This is a genomic window from Ruegeria jejuensis, assembly GCF_041537905.1.
GTDB lineage: Bacteria > Pseudomonadota > Alphaproteobacteria > Rhodobacterales > Rhodobacteraceae > Ruegeria_C.
The window spans coordinates 101,125-117,238 of the sequence record NZ_JBGRUO010000001.1; the positions used below are offsets into that span (position 1 = coordinate 101,125).

The window sequence follows — 16,114 nt, forward strand, 5'->3', positions numbered from 1 at the left end:
GCAATATGCAAGCAAAGGGGTTGCGATCCGTACCAATTGGTTGAGGACAACGGATATCCAAACGCACCGATGATTCCGATCTGGTGGAAGTACCAAGATGCGGCGCAGTCCTTCTTAGCTTGTTACAATGCGCTTGCTGGAATGCCAGAGACACCGGAGGGGGAGTGATGTCCTACCAGTTTCCACCTAGACTCATGCAGGCAAAGGCAGCGGCGCACTATTTGGGGGTGTCTGCCTCCAAGTTTCGCGGGCTGGATTTACCTTGCAGGGTGGATGGTGGAAACGTGCTGTATGATCGCTCAGACCTTGACGCATGGGCAGACCGTCTGCCCTATCGAGATAGCGCAATAGAAAGCCCCTTTGACCAATGGAAGGCCAAGCACGTTGAGAGTTAAGCTAAAGGGCATAAACCGGGTCAAGAAGACGCTGGCCAGCGGTGAAATCAAGGTTTTTTACTACGCATGGAAAGGCGGTCCACCGCTGCCGGGCAAGCCTGGAGACCCCGATTTTGTTGCGGCTTACAACGAGGCCCACGCGCAAAAGGTCAAAGGGCCAACGGGGACCATCCAAGAACTTCTGAACAAGTATCAGGACACACCGAAATGGTTGAGCCTCGCACCGCGAACCTTGGACGACTACACTAAGCATATCAAAAAGATTGAAACACAGTTCGGGGACTTCCCGCTTGATGCGCTCATAGACCGACGGGCGCGGGCAGAGTTCCTGTCATGGCGCGACAAGATGGCCGTGAAATCGCGAAGGCAGGCGGATTATGTGTTTGCCACCTTCGCCTCGATCCTCGCATGGGCCTATGATCGCGGGCTGACCGATGCAAACCCGTGTGAAAAGCCGGGCAAGCTCTATCAGTCTAAACGCGCCGAATGCATATGGACCGCCGCAGATGAAGAAGCCCTAATGGTATCCGCGCCGGAACGTATCACGCTTGCATACATGCTTGCGGTCTGGACCGGGCAACGACAGGGCGACCTTTTGCGACTTCCATGGACCGCTTACGACGGTACACATATTCGGTTGCGGCAGAGCAAGACCAAGCGGCGGGTTGTCATCCCGGTTGCTGCGCCCCTTAAGGCCCGCCTGGACGAAGCAGCCAAATCAAAATGCGCGGTCACCATTCTGACCACATCCAAAGGCACATCATGGACAAGCCACGGTTTCAGCGCCAGCTGGCGCAAGGCCGTGGCAAAAGCCAAGGTGACCGGCCTGACCTTCCATGACCTGAGAGGAACCGCCGTGACGCGCCTGGCCATCGCTGGATGCAGTGAAGCGGAGATAGCGACCATCACGGGCCACAGCCTGAAAGACGTGGGCGCGATCTTGGATGAACACTATTTGAGCCGGGATTCGCAGCTCGCGGAATCAGCAATCCGCAAGCTCGAACGGCACGAAATGGGAACAAAAACTCCCAACTAAGCTCCCAACTGGTCCAGGTTGGTCCGCCACAAAATGCCGTAAGTAATTGATTTTAAATGGCAGGGGCAGCAGGGTTCGAACCCGCGACCTACGGTTTTGGAGACCGTCGCTCTACCAACTGAGCTATACCCCTAAGGCCGCGCTTGGAATAGGCCAGCGGGGCGCGGGACTCAAGAGGGTTTCGACCTCATGTCACATAATTTTCCAACGTCCCACTTTGGCAGAGTTCAGAAAACCGATTGCGCTGCTGCGGTGATCGGGTAAGACAAGGGCCGGTTTTCCGGGGAAAGCAAACGTGAGCCTGCGCAAGAAGATCGCCGATAGCGAAATGGTCCTGAACTGGGCCGCGCGCCGGATCGCGTGGTACATCCGGCTGGTGCGCAAACATTCCAGCTGGCAACGGATCGGGTATGAGGAGTTGGACGCGCTTGCCGAACAGGGCGAGCCTGTGATTGTGGTGCTCTGGCATCAGCGGCTGGCGCAGTCGCCCTATTTCTTCCCGCTAGACAAGGGGCGCATCTGCTCGATCACCTCGGCCGCGCGCGCGGGCAGTATGGTGGGTCGGGTGCAGAAGCTCTTCGGCATGGACACCATCGCCATGTCCAGCCGTACCCGTCACGTGGCGCTCTCGCGCGCAGTGCTGGGCAAGATGAAAGAGGGTATCTCGATCGGTATCGCGGCCGATGGCCCGCGCGGGCCGGAACGGGTCTCCTCCACCGTGCCGTTGGTCTGGGCGCGCAGTTCCGGCAAGCGGGTGTTCGGCATCACCTATTCCAGCCGCCATGCCTCCGAGGCGGGCACCTGGGACCGGTTGCTGCTGCCACGCCCCTGGCGCAACGAGGGCGTGTTGATCTGCCGGGAATGGACCGAGACAGTGCCACGCAAGGCCAGCGAGGAACAGATCGAGGCGCTACGGCAAAGCCTGGAACAGCACATGAACGACATCACGGCCGAGGCCGACCGGATGGTGGGGCGCGAGCCCTGGGTGCCGGACAACGGTTTCTAGCACGGTTAGAGCGCCGTTCTAGTTGGAGATGTCGAGAGACTTCCCTTCGGGCGAGCTAGTCTTACGATCACTATATCGGACCCGCACCTGAATGGTTTGCATGAAACGGCCCTTGCCGACCAGGGCAGACAGAAAATCACCAAGATACTCTGCGTCCAGACCGGCATCTATCGCACTATCGAAAGCGCTCTCTGCCTCTTCGAACCGCTGCTCCTGAATCAGAACCAAAGCGTTGGTGTACAGCACAAAAGAATCGCCCGGCCGCAGATACAGCGCCTGATCTATCGCCTCACGCGCAAGTGAGACCCACTTCAGCCCAAGCGCGATTTCGGCATGTAAACGATGGTCGTGAAAGCTTGCATCTTCGTGCTTGATGCTGCGCTCGATGAATTTCAGGGCCGTTGCGTAGTCACACTCGTCAGTTGCAAGCCGCGCCTGCCAAAACAGCAAGTAGCTGGTTTCATCCGCCCTGCGCGAGGCAGCGGTCAGCACGGCATTGGCCTCGCTTCGGCGCCCGAGCGCGTCAAATGCCCGTGCTTTGCGCACATAACCGTCGTCGTCATCTGGCCAAGCGGCAATGACCGCGTCGGCATCCTTGATTGCCTGTTTCGGACGGTTCAGCATCAGCAGGATCAACGACCGCAACGACAAAGCAGAAACATAGTCCGGCTGCAGTTCCAGCGCGCGGGTCACATGATCGAATGCGTCATCCCAGGATTGCTGCTCTGTCAGGACATAGGCCAATCCGTACTGCGCATTCGAATCCATTTCATTTTTTGCGATGGCCGCCTGAAATTGCTGTTGTGCGGCATCGTATCGGCCCGCATACGCCTGCACCCAGCCCAATTCACGAACCGCCCAGAGGTAGTCGGGGTCAAGCGCCATTGCTACGCGCATATCTTTCTCGAATTCCTCAAGATTGATCTGACCGGAATGGTAACGACTTGAGGCCAGCCCTGCCATGTTCGCCCCGCTTGGCTTGCGGGCCGCCGCCGCTCGGAACAACTTGATCGCGGACGCGTAGTCATCACGCATATGGAAAATCCAGGCTTGCCCTTGCAGCCCTGGTTCAGCCTAGGGATCAATTACAAGGATCTCTCCGAAGCTCTTCTCCGCCTGGTCCAGATCGTCGATACCGATATAAGACCAGGCAAGGTTCTCCAGCATAGTGATCCGTTGGCGATCAGATGCGCCAATGTCTTCGAGACCACGCTGGCAAATTTCGATCAACCGGGTCTGCGCGTCGTTTCCGGCGATACAGGCAGACGCGTATGTAGACTGAGAATCCGTCAGAAGGGGTTTGGCCGCTAAGCTGCTGCTCATATTGGCGGCGGCCAATAGCGAGAGAAGCAGGAAAACTGGTACCCGGGGAATGCTGATCATCCTGTTGCTCTTTAACCATGCTATCGAGTTAAGAATACGGGATAATTCGTAGAGAAACATCTCGACCGAAGCGATCTTTTTTGGACGTGGTGGCGTGAAATCAGATGTCTTGGCAACAAAAACGCCGGTGCCGTTCAAGGCCGAACGAGTGGTGGCCACGAAAAAGGCCGCTCCTTTTTGGAGCGGCCTTCTTTGTTCTTTGGTGCGGTTCTCGGCAGATTGTTCTGTGAACAATCGCCTGTCACCGCTGTAACAACGCGTGAGCGTTGTTACTCAATGATCTTGGACACAACGCCGGCGCCGACGGTGCGGCCGCCTTCGCGGATGGCGAAGCGCAGGCCGTTTTCCATCGCGATCGGCGCGATCAGCTCAACCGAGAACGACACGTTGTCGCCCGGCATCACCATCTCGGTGCCTTCGGCCAGCGTCACGGTGCCGGTCACGTCCGTGGTCCGGAAGTAGAACTGCGGACGGTAGTTCGCGAAGAACGGCGTGTGGCGGCCACCCTCATCCTTGGTCAGGATATAGGCTTCGGCTTCGAACTTGGTGTGAGGCGTCACCGAACCCGGCTTGCACAGAACCTGACCGCGCTCAACGCCGTCCCGGTCGATACCACGCAGCAGCGCGCCGATATTGTCGCCTGCTTCACCACGATCCAGCAGCTTGCGGAACATTTCCACACCGGTGCAGGTGGTTTTCTGGGTGTCGCGGATGCCGACGATTTCGATCTCGTCGCCCACATTGATCACGCCACGCTCGACACGACCGGTCACAACCGTACCACGGCCCGAGATCGAGAACACGTCCTCGACCGGCATCAGGAAGGGCTGGTCCACCGCGCGCTCAGGGGTCGGGATGAACTCGTCCACGGCCGCCATCAGCTTCTTGATCGATTCTTCACCGATCTCTGGGTTGTTGCCTTCCATCGCGGCCAGAGCGGAGCCTGCGATGATCGGAATGTCGTCGCCCGGGTAGTCGTAGGAGCTCAGCAGTTCGCGGATTTCCATCTCGACCAGTTCCAGCAGCTCTTCGTCGTCAACCTGGTCGACCTTGTTCATGAACACGACCATGGTCGGGATGCCGACCTGGCGGCCCAGCAGGATGTGCTCGCGGGTCTGCGGCATCGGGCCGTCCGCGGCGTTCACAACCAGGATAGCGCCGTCCATCTGGGCAGCACCGGTGATCATGTTCTTGACGTAGTCGGCGTGGCCGGGGCAGTCGACATGGGCGTAGTGACGGTTGTCGGTTTCATACTCGACATGCGCCGTCGAGATGGTGATCCCGCGCGCTTTCTCTTCCGGCGCGCCATCAATCTGGTCATACGCCTTGAAGTCACCAAAATACTTGGTGATCGCTGCGGTCAGCGTCGTCTTGCCGTGGTCAACGTGGCCAATCGTGCCAATGTTCACATGCGGCTTATTACGCTCAAACTTTTCCTTTGCCATGTCCTTGGCGCCCTTTTGCGTTTTGGGGGACCCCAGGTCCCGGTTAGCATCTGCGCGCGCGGAATATTTGGTTCAAAAGGGAAAATCAAGAGCAACCGTACAGCTGGCCTAGCTGCCGGGCGGGTTTTCTGCCGGAGCTGCCGCCTGAGCATCAGGCAGGGCATCAGGCAGGGCATCGAACCAGCCGTCCTTCTGATGCTCTTCGGCCAGCCATTCCTCGATCGCATCCGCAACCTTCAGAGACAGGCCCGCTATCTGCTCTTCTTTGGTACGGCTGTGGCCTGAGCCGACAAGCGCGCTTTCACCGGTTGTGTCTTCGAGAACCTGAATGCGGTGTTCGCGGGCAAGCATTTTTTTCTGACCGACGTCATAAACATAGACATCCACAATCGCGATGCTTTTGGGATTGTAGATCACCGGAACACCCGGCGGGGCCAACATATAGGCCCCCAAATAGACACCGATGTCGTATTCCTGCGTTCCTTCGTAGCGTCCCAGGCGGGCGTCGACGGCATTGGTCAGCCCCGCCTTCCATTCCTCGGCAGTCGCATCACGCGAGACCGGCCCCTTGACGGCCTTATCGGTAACCACGTGATTGATGCGCAGCTTGAAAGCGCCCATATCTTCGGGCGACTCGTCAATTTGCGTCTGTGTGCAGGCCGCCATCAGGGCAAGCCCACCGGCAAGAGCAAAGGTGCGGATCATGATTGTCCCGTCTCGATTGGTTCCTCAGGGGCGATGTTAGACCACCTCCGGGGCGTTTCTCCAAGCGGCATGGGCGGTTTTTTTCCGACCATGGGCGCGGCTCAAGAAAATTTGTAGTTGCGCGGGAAGCCATGGGGGGGGCGTTTGCCCACCCCTGCCCGTTTCGCCAGCCATTGGCTCAGATCACCCTCGTGCCGGGTCTTGTCGCCGCCCATGGTCCAGCGCAGCCCCTCGTCCCAGTTGAAGGTGGTCACATCTGACAGCCCGCCATCCAGTTCCAGCGAGCCCTGTTTGCCGCGCGCCATATTGTATTTCTGCAACCGCACGCCCTTGCCGCGCCCCATCTCGGGCAGTTCCGAGGTTGGGAAGACGAGGAACTTGCCGTTCTGCGAGACCACCGCCACGTGGTCGCCCGCCACCGGCGTGCAGATCAGCGCGCGATCCTCGCCCTTGACGTTCAGCACCTGCTTGCCGCCGCGGGTCTGGGCCACCACATCGGCCTCGGGCACGACAAAGCCATTGCCCGCGCTGGAGGCCACCAGAAGCTTGCGGTCAGGTGCGTGGATCAGGATATCGATGATCTCAGCCTCGTTGGGCAGATCAACCATCAGCCGCAGCGGCTCGCCCATGCCGCGCCCGCCGGGCAGGTTCGAGGCGCTGACCGTATAGAACCGCCCGTTGCTGGCAAAAACCAGCAACCGGTCGGTGGTTTCGGCATGGAAGATGAAGCGCGGACCATCGCCATCCTTGAATTTCAGCTCGCGTTTCAGATCGATATGGCCGGTCATCGCCCGGACCCAGCCCATCTGCGAGCACACCACGGTGATCGGCTCGCGGTCTATCATCGCCTCAAGCGGGACCTCTTCGACCTCGCCTGCCTCAGCAAAGCGGGTGCGGCGCGCACCGCCCTCATAATCCTTGCCGAAGGTCTTGCGGGTCTCGCGCAGCTGCTCGGCGATACGCGCCCATTGCAGGTCGGTGCTTTCCAGCAGATCCTCGATCCCGGCGCGTTCCTCCATCAGGGCGTCGCGCTCGCGGATCAATTCCATCTCTTCCAGGCGCCGCAAGCTGCGCAGGCGCATGTTGAGGATTGCATCGACCTGAACCTCGGTCAGTTCGCCCTCGCCCGGCGCGGGGGACACGTAGTCGCCCTCGTTGGTGGCGCGGACATGGTCCTTGCTCCAGTCCTCGCGCATCAAGGCGGCCTTGGGGTCGTCATCATAGCGGATGATGTCGATCACTCGGTCCAGATTGAGGAAAGCAACGATGAAGCCTTCCAGCACTTCCAGCCGGTGGTCGATCTTGCCCAGCCGATAGCGCGAGCGGCGCAGCAGCACCTCTTGCCGGTGATCGAGGAAGGCGCGCAGCACCTCTTTCATCGAGCAGACCTTGGGCGTCACCCCGTCGATCAGCACGTTCATGTTGAGCGAGAACCGCACCTCAAGGTCGGAGTTGCGGTAGAGCATGTTCATCAGAACATCCGGATCGACATTCTTTGACCGCGGTTCCAGGATCAGGCGGATGTCGTCGGCGGATTCGTCGCGCACATCACCAAGGATCGGAATTTTCTTGGTCTGGATCACCTCGGCGATCTTTTCGATCAGCTTGGATTTCTGAACCTGATAGGGAATCTCGGTGACCACGATCTGCCACTGGCCACGGCCCAGATCCTCGACCTCGTATTTGCAGCGCAGCCGGAAACTGCCGCGCCCGGTGCGGTAGGCCTGCGCGATATTCTCGGGCGGCTCAACAATGATGCCGCCGGTCGGGAAATCAGGCCCCGGCACATAATTCAGCAGAGTGTCGTCGCGCGCATCCGGCGTCTTGATCAGATGCAGGCAGGCATCGCACAGCTCGGCGATGTTATGCGGCGGGATGTTGGTGGCCATGCCCACCGCGATACCGCTGGAGCCATTGGCCAAAAGGTTCGGGAATTGCGCGGGTAGCACCACCGGTTCGGTCAGGGTGCCGTCATAGTTTTCGCGGAAATCAACCGCGTCCTCGTTCAACCCGTCCAGCAAGGCCTCGGCCACGATGGTCATCCGCGCCTCGGTATAGCGCGAGGCCGCCGGGTTGTCGCCGTCGATATTGCCGAAATTGCCCTGCCCGTCGACCAGCGGGTAGCGGACGTTGAAATCCTGCGCGAGACGCGCCATCGCATCATAAATCGCGGCGTCGCCATGCGGGTGATAGTTGCCCATCACGTCGCCCGAGATCTTGGCCGACTTGCGGAATCCGCCCGTCGCATTCAGCCGCAGTTCCCGCATCGCGAACAATATGCGCCTGTGAACCGGCTTTAGCCCATCGCGGGCATCGGGCAGCGCCCGGTGCATGATGGTGGACAAAGCATAGGTCAGATAACGCTCGCCAATGGCGCGGCGCAGCGGTTCGGCCACTTCTGAACCGGGTTCGGGCAACTTCATGTTGGGGTCGTCGATCGTATCGCTCATATATGATGTGATACGACGCCAGAAGGCGGGCGTAAAGCGAGCCTGTGTGTTTTCCCGAAATACCCGGCGGGTTTTCCACAGCTTATGGGGAGCAACACGCGAATCCTCCCCGATTTTTCGACTCGTGACCCCGGTTATGGTACGCTGGAGGTCTTAAGTCTGCTGCTGATTCCAGTTGTTTATTTAGTACGGGGAGGCGCGCCATGCGCTTGGTTATTGTATCTTTTGCTTTCATGGGCTTTGCCTTTTATGAACTCAGCGGCGGCGCTGATTTCGAGCCGCGCGGCGTGCGCGGGCCGAAACCGGAAACAGTCGCGAAATCTCAACCGGTCGAGACGCCTAGTGTGACAATCGCATCCACCGCGCCCGAACTTGTCCCGGAGCCGGTGATCAAGCCGCAAAAAGCCAACAGCATCCAGCCTGAAGAAGAGGCTGCACCCGAACAGACGCCCCAGGAGGCGCTGGCAAGGCTGGCCCAGATCAACGTGATCACCACGTCGGATAACCTGTTCCAGGTTCCGGCCGAAGAGACAATTACCCTCGCCTCACTGGAAGAGGGGCTGTTGTCCGCCGAAACGGTGACGGATGCCCAGGAACCCGAGCAGCCGCTGGCAACCACCCTGCCCGAACCCGAACGTGACATTCGCGAAATCACCGGCACACGCGTCAATATGCGGGACGGCCCCGGCACCATCTATCCGGTGATCACCCGCCTCAATATCGGTCATCAGGTCGAGGTGCTGGACAACTCCGGCACCGGTTGGCTGCGGCTGCGTGTCCTGCCTGAGCAACAGATTGGTTGGATTGCGGCATCACTGGTCAGCAAAAACGCCAACTGAACTTGACAGCGCATTGCGCCGCTCCCGCTCTGCGGTCATAGAGACCTCGGGTACGGGCAAGAGGCGACATGCGGAAAACCATTCTGATCACAGGATGTTCTTCGGGCATCGGACTTGATGCGGCACACGGCATGCGCGCGCGCGGGTGGCATGTATTTGCCTCGTGCCGCAACCAGCGCGACTGCGACAGACTGCGCGCGCAGGGCTTTGACAGCCCCAGAATCGACTATACCGACCCCGAGAGCATTCAATCCGGTTTGAATGAGGTTTTGCAGGCGACTGGCGGAACGCTCGACGCGCTGTTCAACAATGGTGCGCATCAGTTGAACGCTGCGGTCGAAGATCTGCCGACGGAAGGTCTGCGGGCGATATTCGAGGCGAACTTCTTTGGCTGGCACGATCTGACCCGCCGTGTGATTCCCGTCATGCGGGCGCAGGGGCATGGTCGGATCATACAATGCTCGTCGACGCTGGGTCTGATCCATATGCGTTGGCGCGGGGCCTATTCCGCCACCAAACACGCGCTCGAGGCAATCTCCTCCTCGCTGCGACTGGAACTGCGTGGCACTGGCATTTCGGTGGTGCTGATCGAGCCCGGCCCCATCACCACCAAGTTTCGCGAAAAGGGCATCGCCTATTTCGAGCGTTACATCGACTGGGAGAATTCGCCCAAACGCGCGGAATACGAAGAAAAGCTGATGCCGCGCATGTATGGGCCCTCCGGTCCCGATCCGTTCGAGTTGCCGCCTTCGGCGGTGACCGCCAAGCTGGCCCGGGCACTTGACGCGCGCAATCCCCGGCCGCGGTATTACGTGACCACGGCAACTTATGTCGCGGCCTATCTGCGTCGCATTCTCAGCACGCGCGCGATTGATCGCGTGATGTCACGGCTCTAGCGCAAAAACCGGTTCGCTTTTTCGCCCCGACCCGCTAGGTGAAGGGGCAGAACATGGAATATGTGAGGGCGGCATGGACAGTCTGTTACTGGGCATATTGGGGCTGGCAATGGCGGCGGTTGTCGTCGTGCTGATGATCGGGATCGGCGGCTTTGCCAAAGGTGGCCAGTTCAACGCCAAATACGGCAACAAGATGATGCGACTGCGGCTGCTGTTCCAGTTCATCGCCGTCTGCCTCGTGGTGCTCTACGTATATCTGCGCAATCAGGGAGGCTGAGGCGATGGTCGTTCTCAACAAGATTTATACCCGCACCGGGGATGGCGGCCAGACCGCGCTTGGCAATGGCGACCGGGTCTACAAATTCTCGGGACGCGTGGCGGCCTATGGCACGGTGGACGAGTTGAATTCCTTTGTCGGCGTCGCCCGGCTTGAGGCCGAAGGCGCGCTGGACGAGGCGCTGTCGCATATCCAGAACGACCTGTTTGATCTGGGTGCCGACCTGTGCCGCCCAGACATGGACAAGGATGCGGATGCCGAATACCCGCCCCTGCGCATGAGCGCCACGCAGACCGACCGGCTGGAGGGCGAGATCGACAAGATGAACGCCGATCTGGAACCGCTGCGCAGCTTCATTCTGCCCGGCGGATCGCGGCTGGCCGCCAACCTGCATGTCTGCCGCACCGTCTCGCGCCGGGCCGAGCGGATGACGGTCGAGCTTGGCAGCTATGAGCCGATCAACGAGGTCGCCGTAAAATACCTCAATCGCCTTAGCGACTGGTTCTTCGTGGCGGCGCGACAGGCCAATAATGGCGGCAAGGACGACGTGTTGTGGATTCCGGGCGCGAACCGCTGATGCAATCAGCGGCGGGGCGTCCAGTGGACGGCCCGGTGTCCGGAAGGGCGGAGCCCCGGGTCAGCGTTTTCGCGCAACCGCCTAACCGGCAGGCTCCCAAAGCTCGATCGGGTTGCCCTCGGGGTCGTTGAGCCAGGCAAAACTGCCATTGGGATAGGGCGAGTCCGGATCACGGCGAATTTCGATCCCGGCCGCCTCAAGCTGTGTGATCATCGCCTCCAGATTCCGCACGCGGAAATTCAGCATGAACTGCTTTTCGGCATTCCCGAAATACTCGGTGACCTTTTCGAACGGGGCAAAAACGGTCGGTCCAGCCTCTTGCTGCCAACAGGGCGTTTCATAGTCATTCGGCACCAGGTTGATGCCCAGATTGTTCAGATACCACTGTGCCAGCGCCTTGGGGTCTTGCGAGCGGAAAAAGAAGCCGCCAAATCCCAGTACCTTTTCCATGAAAGCCTCCGAGCTGTTGCATCGCCGCGTCCATCCTATCGGAAATCGCACTCGTTTATAACCGCCCGCCCGTCAATGGATGCCCGCCGTCAGGCCACGCATCAACCAGCGTTGCAACAGGATCACCACGATCGCTGGTGGCAGTAGCGACAACAGCGCAAGCACCATGCCGGCCTGCCCACCAAAACCCGCATAGGCCATACCGCGCACCAGCGTGTCATGATCCTGGCTTGTGGTGGTGATCATGATCGGCCAGACATACTGGTTCCACCCGAGTACGAACAGGATCGCAAACAGAGCCGCGATCATCGGCAGCGAGAGCGGCAGGATGATGTCCAAGAGGATGCGCATCGGCCCGGCCCCGTCGATCTGCGCGGCCTCGATCAACTCATGCGGCATTTGCCGCAGATACTGGCGAAAGACCAGCACACCCAGCCCGCTGGCGGTGATCGGCAGGATCATCCCGGTATAACTGTTCAACAGGCCCAGCTCGTTTGTAATGGCAAATGTGGGCAGAATCCGGGTCTCGATCGGAAAGAACATCGGCACCAGGATCACACCGTAAATCAGCCCTCTGAACGGCAGGCGGAACCAGACCAGCGCGTAGGCGGCCAGCATGGAGATGGTGCATTTGATGACCGCAACTCCAAGGGCCAGGATCAGAGAATTCCGCATCATCGCCCCGGCGCCAATGCCGGTGCCGCTGCGCCCGCCGCGCCAGATATCCGCGATCAGCGCCCACAGCGCCGCAGGGTCCAGCCCGCTCATCAATTGCCAAATCAAAACGCCAACAGGCCCGGTCATGACGACAACACCCGCAAGAAGGATCGCATGGTCTGAAAGGCGGGGTCTGGGCAATGAGGAGGTCCACAAATAAGCTGACGGGCAAGGTGCACTGCCACATGGATGCGTCTGGTATGTCAAGGCTGGCCCTGCCCCGCAAGCGTTGCGGCATCCGCGGACTGAAATCCGTTGTGTCGAGGCACACGCAAGACAAACAGGCCGCTCTGGACGTCCATGAACCGGCTTGGGTCGGGCGCGCCCACCCACACAATCGAAAATCAGATTGCCCCGCGAACCGAAAACAAAAAAACCCGACGTCGATTATCGCCAATGTGACGATTTTAACCTGTTTTCCGATGCCTCTACCCGCTATCTAGCCCAAGAGAACAAAGGACGAGTCGACGCACGGCTCGTCAAATCTGTGAGGAGAATGACGCAAATGAAGGTACTCGTGCCTGTCAAACGCGTGATTGACTACAATGTGAAGGTCCGGGTCAAAGCGGACGGTAGCGGTGTTGATCTCGCCAACGTGAAGATGTCGATGAACCCATTCGACGAGATCGCGGTCGAAGAGGCAATCCGGCTGAAAGAGGCCGGCAAGGCCGATGAGGTCGTGGCCGTTTCGATCGGCGTCAAGCAGTCGCAGGAAACGCTGCGCACCGCGCTGGCCATGGGCGCCGACCGCGCCATTCTGGTTGTTGCCGCCGACGACGTCCACCAGGACATCGAGCCGCTGGCCGTTGCCAAGATCCTTGCCAAAGTGGTCGAAGAAGAGCAGCCCGGCCTCGTTCTGGCCGGCAAGCAGGCGATCGACAATGACATGAACGCCACCGGCCAGATGCTGTCGGCCCTGCTGGGCTGGAGCCAAGGCACCTTTGCCTCCGAGCTGGACATCGAGGGCGACAGTGCCAAGATCACCCGCGAAGTGGATGGCGGTCTGCAGACCATCAGCGTCAAGATGCCGACCATCGTCACCGTCGATCTGCGCCTGAACGAGCCGCGCTATGCCTCGCTGCCCAACATCATGAAGGCGAAGAAAAAGCCGCTGGATGAGAAGACCGCCGCCGATTATGGCGTCGACGTCACGCCGCGCCTTGAGATCGTCAAAACCGAAGAGCCCACCGCACGCGCTGCAGGCATCATCGTCGGTTCGGTTGACGAACTGGTAGAGAAACTCAAAGAAGCGGGGGCTGTGTAATGGCTGTACTTCTTCTTGCCGAAGTCACCAATGGTGAACTGGGTCTGGACGCAACCGCCAAGGCAGTGACCGCCGCCAAGCAACTGGGCGACGTGACCGTTCTGGCCGCTGGCGCTTCTGCCGCTGCCGCAGGCGAAGCCGCCGCCAAGATCGACGGTGTTTCCAAGGTGCTGGTCGCCGAGGATGCCTCGCTGGGGCACCGTCTGGCGGAATCGACTGCTGCGCTGATCGTTAGCCTCGCTGATGGCTATGAGCACATCGTTGCCCCTGCCACCACCGACGCCAAGAACGTGATGCCGCGCGTTGCCGCGCTGCTCGATTCGATGATCATCTCGGATGCATCGGGTGTGGTTGACGGCTCGACCTTCGAGCGTCCGATCTATGCGGGTAACGCGATCCAGACCGTCAAGTCCAACGACGCCAAGAAAGTCATCACCATCCGTACCTCGACCTTTGACGCCGCTGGCGAAGGCGGTGCGGCCCCGGTCGAGACCGTGTCGGCAGCCGCCGATCCCGGCCTCAGCTCGTGGGTTGAGGACAAGGTGGCCGAAAGCGACCGTCCGGAACTGACCTCGGCAGGCGTTGTGGTCTCGGGTGGCCGTGGGGTCGGCTCGGAAGACGACTTCAAACTGATCGAGACGCTGGCCGACAAGCTGGGCGCTGCCGTTGGCGCCTCGCGTGCGGCCGTCGATTCGGGCTACGCCCCGAACGACTGGCAGGTGGGTCAGACCGGCAAGGTGGTTGCACCTGACCTCTATGTCGCCGTCGGCATCTCGGGCGCGATCCAGCACCTGGCCGGTATGAAGGACAGCAAGGTCATCGTCGCGATCAACAAGGACGAAGAGGCACCTATCTTCCAGGTGGCCGATTTCGGACTGGTTGCCGACCTTTTCCAGGCCGTGCCGGAGCTGACCGAAAAGCTGGGCTAAGCCGGCGATGGGTAACCCCTATCTCGCATAGAAACAACCAAAGGCCCGCCGATCCGGCGGGCCTTTTCTTTGCGTCCTTGCGCTGCGCGCATCGGGCGCTTACCCCGAGGTTGCACCAAGGAGGTTCGCATGCTGCGACTGTTTCTGTTCACGCCTCTGATCGCGTTTGGCCAATGCCAATCCGATGAAAGCGTCGCCGCCTATGGCGCATCGGATGCGACCTGGGTTCTGGAAAGCATCGCCGGAGAGCCGGTGACGGCATCCTCCACCCTGACCTTTCCCGAAACGGGGCAGATCGCCGGCAAGGCCCCCTGCAACAGCTATAGCGGCACGCCAGAGGCGCCCTATCCTTGGTTCGAAGTGACCGGTCTGAGCGCCACACGTATGGCCTGCCCGGAGTTGGAGGCCGAGGGCACTTACTTTGCGGCGCTGATGGCGATGACCCAATCCGAGGTGTCCGGCGACGTGCTAATCCTACGCAATGATCAGGGCTACGAGATGGTGTTCAGATCCGGCGAGTGAACGCCTCTATGAAGCGCGCCCGCGCTTCGGGCAATGGTTTATGCCCGAGCCCGCGCGCCAGATGGTTTTCAAGGAAATGCCCTGTGGTCGCAAAGGCCTGCGCGATCTCTGCATCCGGTGCCGGGCCTTCGCCACGCAGGCAGGGCGGCAGCGGCAGCATGCGGTCGGCCCAGTCCCCGGCGCCCTCTGCGGTCACCGCGCGACCCGATTTGGGAGAGACATAGATCAGCCCCTCGCGCGCACCGGTCACTGCGCAGGTGGTCAGGTCGAGACCGAAGCCCAGTTCGTCAAGCAGCGCCATCTCCCAGCGCAGATAGGCAAGCGGCCAGATATCGTCCTGCCCCAGCAGATCCAGCAGCTGTTCGGTGCGGGTATAGAGCGCCGGATGCGCCTCGCGCTCGGGCAGGCAAAAGGACAGCAAGGCCACAACCGCATTCAACCCGGCCAGCGCCAGCCGCCCTGAAAATGCCGCCGCCGCGCGCGACCTTAGCGGTTCGACCTGAAAGCTGCCGATATGCTCTTCAAGCCGCGCCCGCCAAAGCACGTCCAGCTGCGCGCCGGGCTGCAGGACCGGGGCAACCTTGCGGTTGGTCCCGCCGCGGACCACACCGGCATGACGTCCGTGGCCTTCGGTAAAAACCTCTATGATCGCCGCCGTTTCACCATGGCGGCGAGAAGTCAGAAGGATGCCATGATCGCGCCAATCCAAGGCCGGTCCAATCCTGTTGGTGTGGTCCCGTTTGCGCAGAAGAGCGCAAAGTCGGGACCGCCGCAAGCCAGGCTGCTCAGAACGTAACCCCTGCATGTATCATGATACCGATGACCATCAGCAGGTTGAGCACCATCGAAATCCCGTTGCCCACATAAATTGGCAGCTTCTTGACCATCAGACCGTAGACAAACCAAAGAAGCGACAACGCCGCATAGAGCGACCACGTCACCAGAGACTGGCCGGACGCATGCTGGGAATGGGTGAAGTAGAGCTTCACAAGCTGTGGCAGCGTGGCGAAGGGACCAACAACGCCAACAAACACCATGAACCCCTCGAAGTGCTTCATAAAATGACCGAGGTTCGACCTCATGAACTTCTGACCAACTTTATCAGCCAAGGAATGACCTCCGTTTGGTGGCGTTCGACCGCCAATCCTATGCGCGGCCAACTTAGTCGTTTTGAGGTGTCTGACCAAGATTTGACAACAGGGTTTTTTGCGCGAACTCGCCGG

The 16,114-nt window shown here is 60.1% G+C and carries 18 protein-coding genes and 1 tRNA gene; 9 read left to right on the forward strand and 10 right to left on the reverse strand.

Annotated elements, in window-relative coordinates; genetic code table 11:
• The first annotated feature begins 384 nt into the window (after positions 1-384).
• Positions 385-1,431, forward strand: a complete 1,047-nt coding sequence (locus AB1E34_RS00660; RefSeq protein ID WP_372570412.1) for a tyrosine-type recombinase/integrase — start codon at positions 385-387, stop codon at positions 1,429-1,431.
• Positions 1,432-1,488: 57 nt separating this feature from the next.
• On the opposite strand, the gene AB1E34_RS00665 is transcribed toward AB1E34_RS00660, so the two are convergent.
• Positions 1,489-1,564: transfer RNA gene (locus AB1E34_RS00665), tRNA-Trp, on the reverse strand.
• Positions 1,565-1,726: 162 nt separating this feature from the next.
• On the opposite strand from AB1E34_RS00665, the gene AB1E34_RS00670 reads away from it, so the two are divergent.
• Complete coding sequence (locus AB1E34_RS00670) at positions 1,727-2,437, forward strand: lysophospholipid acyltransferase family protein (protein ID WP_372570413.1); 711 nt, start codon at positions 1,727-1,729, stop codon at positions 2,435-2,437.
• A gap of 18 nt (positions 2,438-2,455) precedes the next feature.
• On the opposite strand, the gene AB1E34_RS00675 is transcribed toward AB1E34_RS00670, so the two are convergent.
• The 5 genes from AB1E34_RS00675 to AB1E34_RS00695 form a co-directional block, all read right to left on the reverse strand.
• A complete protein-coding gene (locus AB1E34_RS00675) occupies positions 2,456-3,472 on the reverse strand; it encodes a tetratricopeptide repeat protein (protein WP_372570414.1) in 1,017 nt (338 codons plus the stop codon).
• A 39-nt stretch (positions 3,473-3,511) separates the two neighbouring features.
• Positions 3,512-4,054, reverse strand: coding sequence for a hypothetical protein (locus AB1E34_RS00680; protein ID WP_372570415.1), 543 nt, complete (start codon positions 4,052-4,054; stop codon positions 3,512-3,514).
• Between the two features lie 35 nt (positions 4,055-4,089).
• Entirely contained in the window at positions 4,090-5,265 is a 1,176-nt protein-coding gene (gene tuf, locus AB1E34_RS00685; RefSeq protein WP_372570416.1) for an elongation factor Tu, read from the reverse strand.
• 108 nt (positions 5,266-5,373) lie between these two features.
• The gene (locus AB1E34_RS00690; protein WP_372570417.1) at positions 5,374-5,970 is read right to left on the reverse strand and encodes a hypothetical protein; all 597 of its coding nucleotides are present in this window, start codon (positions 5,968-5,970) and stop codon (positions 5,374-5,376) included.
• A gap of 101 nt (positions 5,971-6,071) precedes the next feature.
• On the reverse strand, positions 6,072-8,420 hold the full coding sequence (locus tag AB1E34_RS00695; protein WP_372570418.1) for a DNA topoisomerase IV subunit A: 2,349 nt from the start codon (positions 8,418-8,420) through the stop codon (positions 6,072-6,074).
• Positions 8,421-8,623: 203 nt separating this feature from the next.
• Between AB1E34_RS00695 and AB1E34_RS00700 the strand changes: the two genes are divergently transcribed.
• The 4 genes from AB1E34_RS00700 to AB1E34_RS00715 all read left to right on the forward strand — a co-directional run bounded on the left by AB1E34_RS00700 (position 8,624) and on the right by AB1E34_RS00715 (position 11,009).
• Positions 8,624-9,259, forward strand: coding sequence for an SH3 domain-containing protein (locus AB1E34_RS00700; RefSeq protein ID WP_372570419.1), 636 nt, complete (start codon positions 8,624-8,626; stop codon positions 9,257-9,259).
• A gap of 68 nt (positions 9,260-9,327) precedes the next feature.
• Positions 9,328-10,155, forward strand: coding sequence for an SDR family NAD(P)-dependent oxidoreductase (locus tag AB1E34_RS00705; protein ID WP_372570420.1), 828 nt, complete (start codon positions 9,328-9,330; stop codon positions 10,153-10,155).
• 73 nt (positions 10,156-10,228) lie between these two features.
• The gene (locus tag AB1E34_RS00710; protein ID WP_372570421.1) at positions 10,229-10,432 is read left to right on the forward strand and encodes a twin transmembrane helix small protein; all 204 of its coding nucleotides are present in this window, start codon (positions 10,229-10,231) and stop codon (positions 10,430-10,432) included.
• A 4-nt stretch (positions 10,433-10,436) separates the two neighbouring features.
• Positions 10,437-11,009, forward strand: coding sequence for a cob(I)yrinic acid a,c-diamide adenosyltransferase (locus tag AB1E34_RS00715; RefSeq protein WP_372570422.1), 573 nt, complete (start codon positions 10,437-10,439; stop codon positions 11,007-11,009).
• An 81-nt stretch (positions 11,010-11,090) separates the two neighbouring features.
• Here AB1E34_RS00715 and AB1E34_RS00720 read toward each other — a convergent pair whose 3' ends face one another.
• Positions 11,091-11,459 carry a VOC family protein gene (locus AB1E34_RS00720; protein WP_372570423.1) on the reverse strand — a complete coding sequence of 123 codons (369 nt, stop codon included), beginning with the start codon at positions 11,457-11,459 and terminating at the stop codon, positions 11,091-11,093.
• Positions 11,460-11,531: 72 nt separating this feature from the next.
• Complete coding sequence (locus AB1E34_RS00725; protein WP_372570424.1) at positions 11,532-12,227, reverse strand: ABC transporter permease subunit; 696 nt, start codon at positions 12,225-12,227, stop codon at positions 11,532-11,534.
• 454 nt (positions 12,228-12,681) lie between these two features.
• On the opposite strand from AB1E34_RS00725, the gene AB1E34_RS00730 reads away from it, so the two are divergent.
• The 3 genes from AB1E34_RS00730 (at position 12,682) to AB1E34_RS00740 (ending at position 14,891) form a co-directional block, all read left to right on the forward strand.
• On the forward strand, positions 12,682-13,440 hold the full coding sequence (locus AB1E34_RS00730) for an electron transfer flavoprotein subunit beta/FixA family protein (RefSeq protein WP_372570425.1): 759 nt from the start codon (positions 12,682-12,684) through the stop codon (positions 13,438-13,440).
• Positions 13,440-14,369, forward strand: a complete 930-nt coding sequence (locus tag AB1E34_RS00735) for an electron transfer flavoprotein subunit alpha/FixB family protein (protein ID WP_372570426.1) — start codon at positions 13,440-13,442, stop codon at positions 14,367-14,369. Before AB1E34_RS00730 ends, AB1E34_RS00735 begins: the two co-directional genes overlap by 1 nt.
• A gap of 129 nt (positions 14,370-14,498) precedes the next feature.
• Positions 14,499-14,891 carry an META domain-containing protein gene (locus AB1E34_RS00740; RefSeq protein ID WP_372570427.1) on the forward strand — a complete coding sequence of 131 codons (393 nt, stop codon included), beginning with the start codon at positions 14,499-14,501 and terminating at the stop codon, positions 14,889-14,891.
• On the opposite strand, the gene recO is transcribed toward AB1E34_RS00740, so the two are convergent.
• On the reverse strand, positions 14,875-15,600 hold the full coding sequence (gene recO / locus AB1E34_RS00745; RefSeq protein ID WP_372570428.1) for a DNA repair protein RecO: 726 nt from the start codon (positions 15,598-15,600) through the stop codon (positions 14,875-14,877). The genes AB1E34_RS00740 and recO overlap by 17 nt on opposite strands.
• 76 nt (positions 15,601-15,676) lie before the next feature.
• Complete coding sequence (locus AB1E34_RS00750) at positions 15,677-16,000, reverse strand: SemiSWEET transporter (RefSeq protein WP_372570429.1); 324 nt, start codon at positions 15,998-16,000, stop codon at positions 15,677-15,679.
• Between the last annotated feature and the right edge of the window lie 114 nt (positions 16,001-16,114).

Coding starts and splice junctions, on each gene's coding strand:
- AB1E34_RS00735 (WP_372570426.1), top strand. CDS start 13,440: ATGGCTGTACTTCTTCTTGCCGAAGTCACCAATGGTGAACTGGGTCTG.
- AB1E34_RS00710 (WP_372570421.1), top strand. CDS start 10,229: ATGGACAGTCTGTTACTGGGCATATTGGGGCTGGCAATGGCGGCGGTT.
- AB1E34_RS00675 (WP_372570414.1), bottom strand. CDS start 3,472: ATGCGTGATGACTACGCGTCCGCGATCAAGTTGTTCCGAGCGGCGGCG.
- AB1E34_RS00720 (WP_372570423.1), bottom strand. CDS start 11,459: ATGGAAAAGGTACTGGGATTTGGCGGCTTCTTTTTCCGCTCGCAAGAC.
- AB1E34_RS00715 (WP_372570422.1), top strand. CDS start 10,437: ATGGTCGTTCTCAACAAGATTTATACCCGCACCGGGGATGGCGGCCAG.
- tuf (WP_372570416.1), bottom strand. CDS start 5,265: ATGGCAAAGGAAAAGTTTGAGCGTAATAAGCCGCATGTGAACATTGGC.
- AB1E34_RS00695 (WP_372570418.1), bottom strand. CDS start 8,420: ATGAGCGATACGATCGACGACCCCAACATGAAGTTGCCCGAACCCGGT.
- AB1E34_RS00730 (WP_372570425.1), top strand. CDS start 12,682: ATGAAGGTACTCGTGCCTGTCAAACGCGTGATTGACTACAATGTGAAG.
- AB1E34_RS00740 (WP_372570427.1), top strand. CDS start 14,499: ATGCTGCGACTGTTTCTGTTCACGCCTCTGATCGCGTTTGGCCAATGC.
- AB1E34_RS00690 (WP_372570417.1), bottom strand. CDS start 5,970: ATGATCCGCACCTTTGCTCTTGCCGGTGGGCTTGCCCTGATGGCGGCC.
- AB1E34_RS00705 (WP_372570420.1), top strand. CDS start 9,328: ATGCGGAAAACCATTCTGATCACAGGATGTTCTTCGGGCATCGGACTT.
- AB1E34_RS00725 (WP_372570424.1), bottom strand. CDS start 12,227: ATGAGCGGGCTGGACCCTGCGGCGCTGTGGGCGCTGATCGCGGATATC.
- AB1E34_RS00700 (WP_372570419.1), top strand. CDS start 8,624: ATGCGCTTGGTTATTGTATCTTTTGCTTTCATGGGCTTTGCCTTTTAT.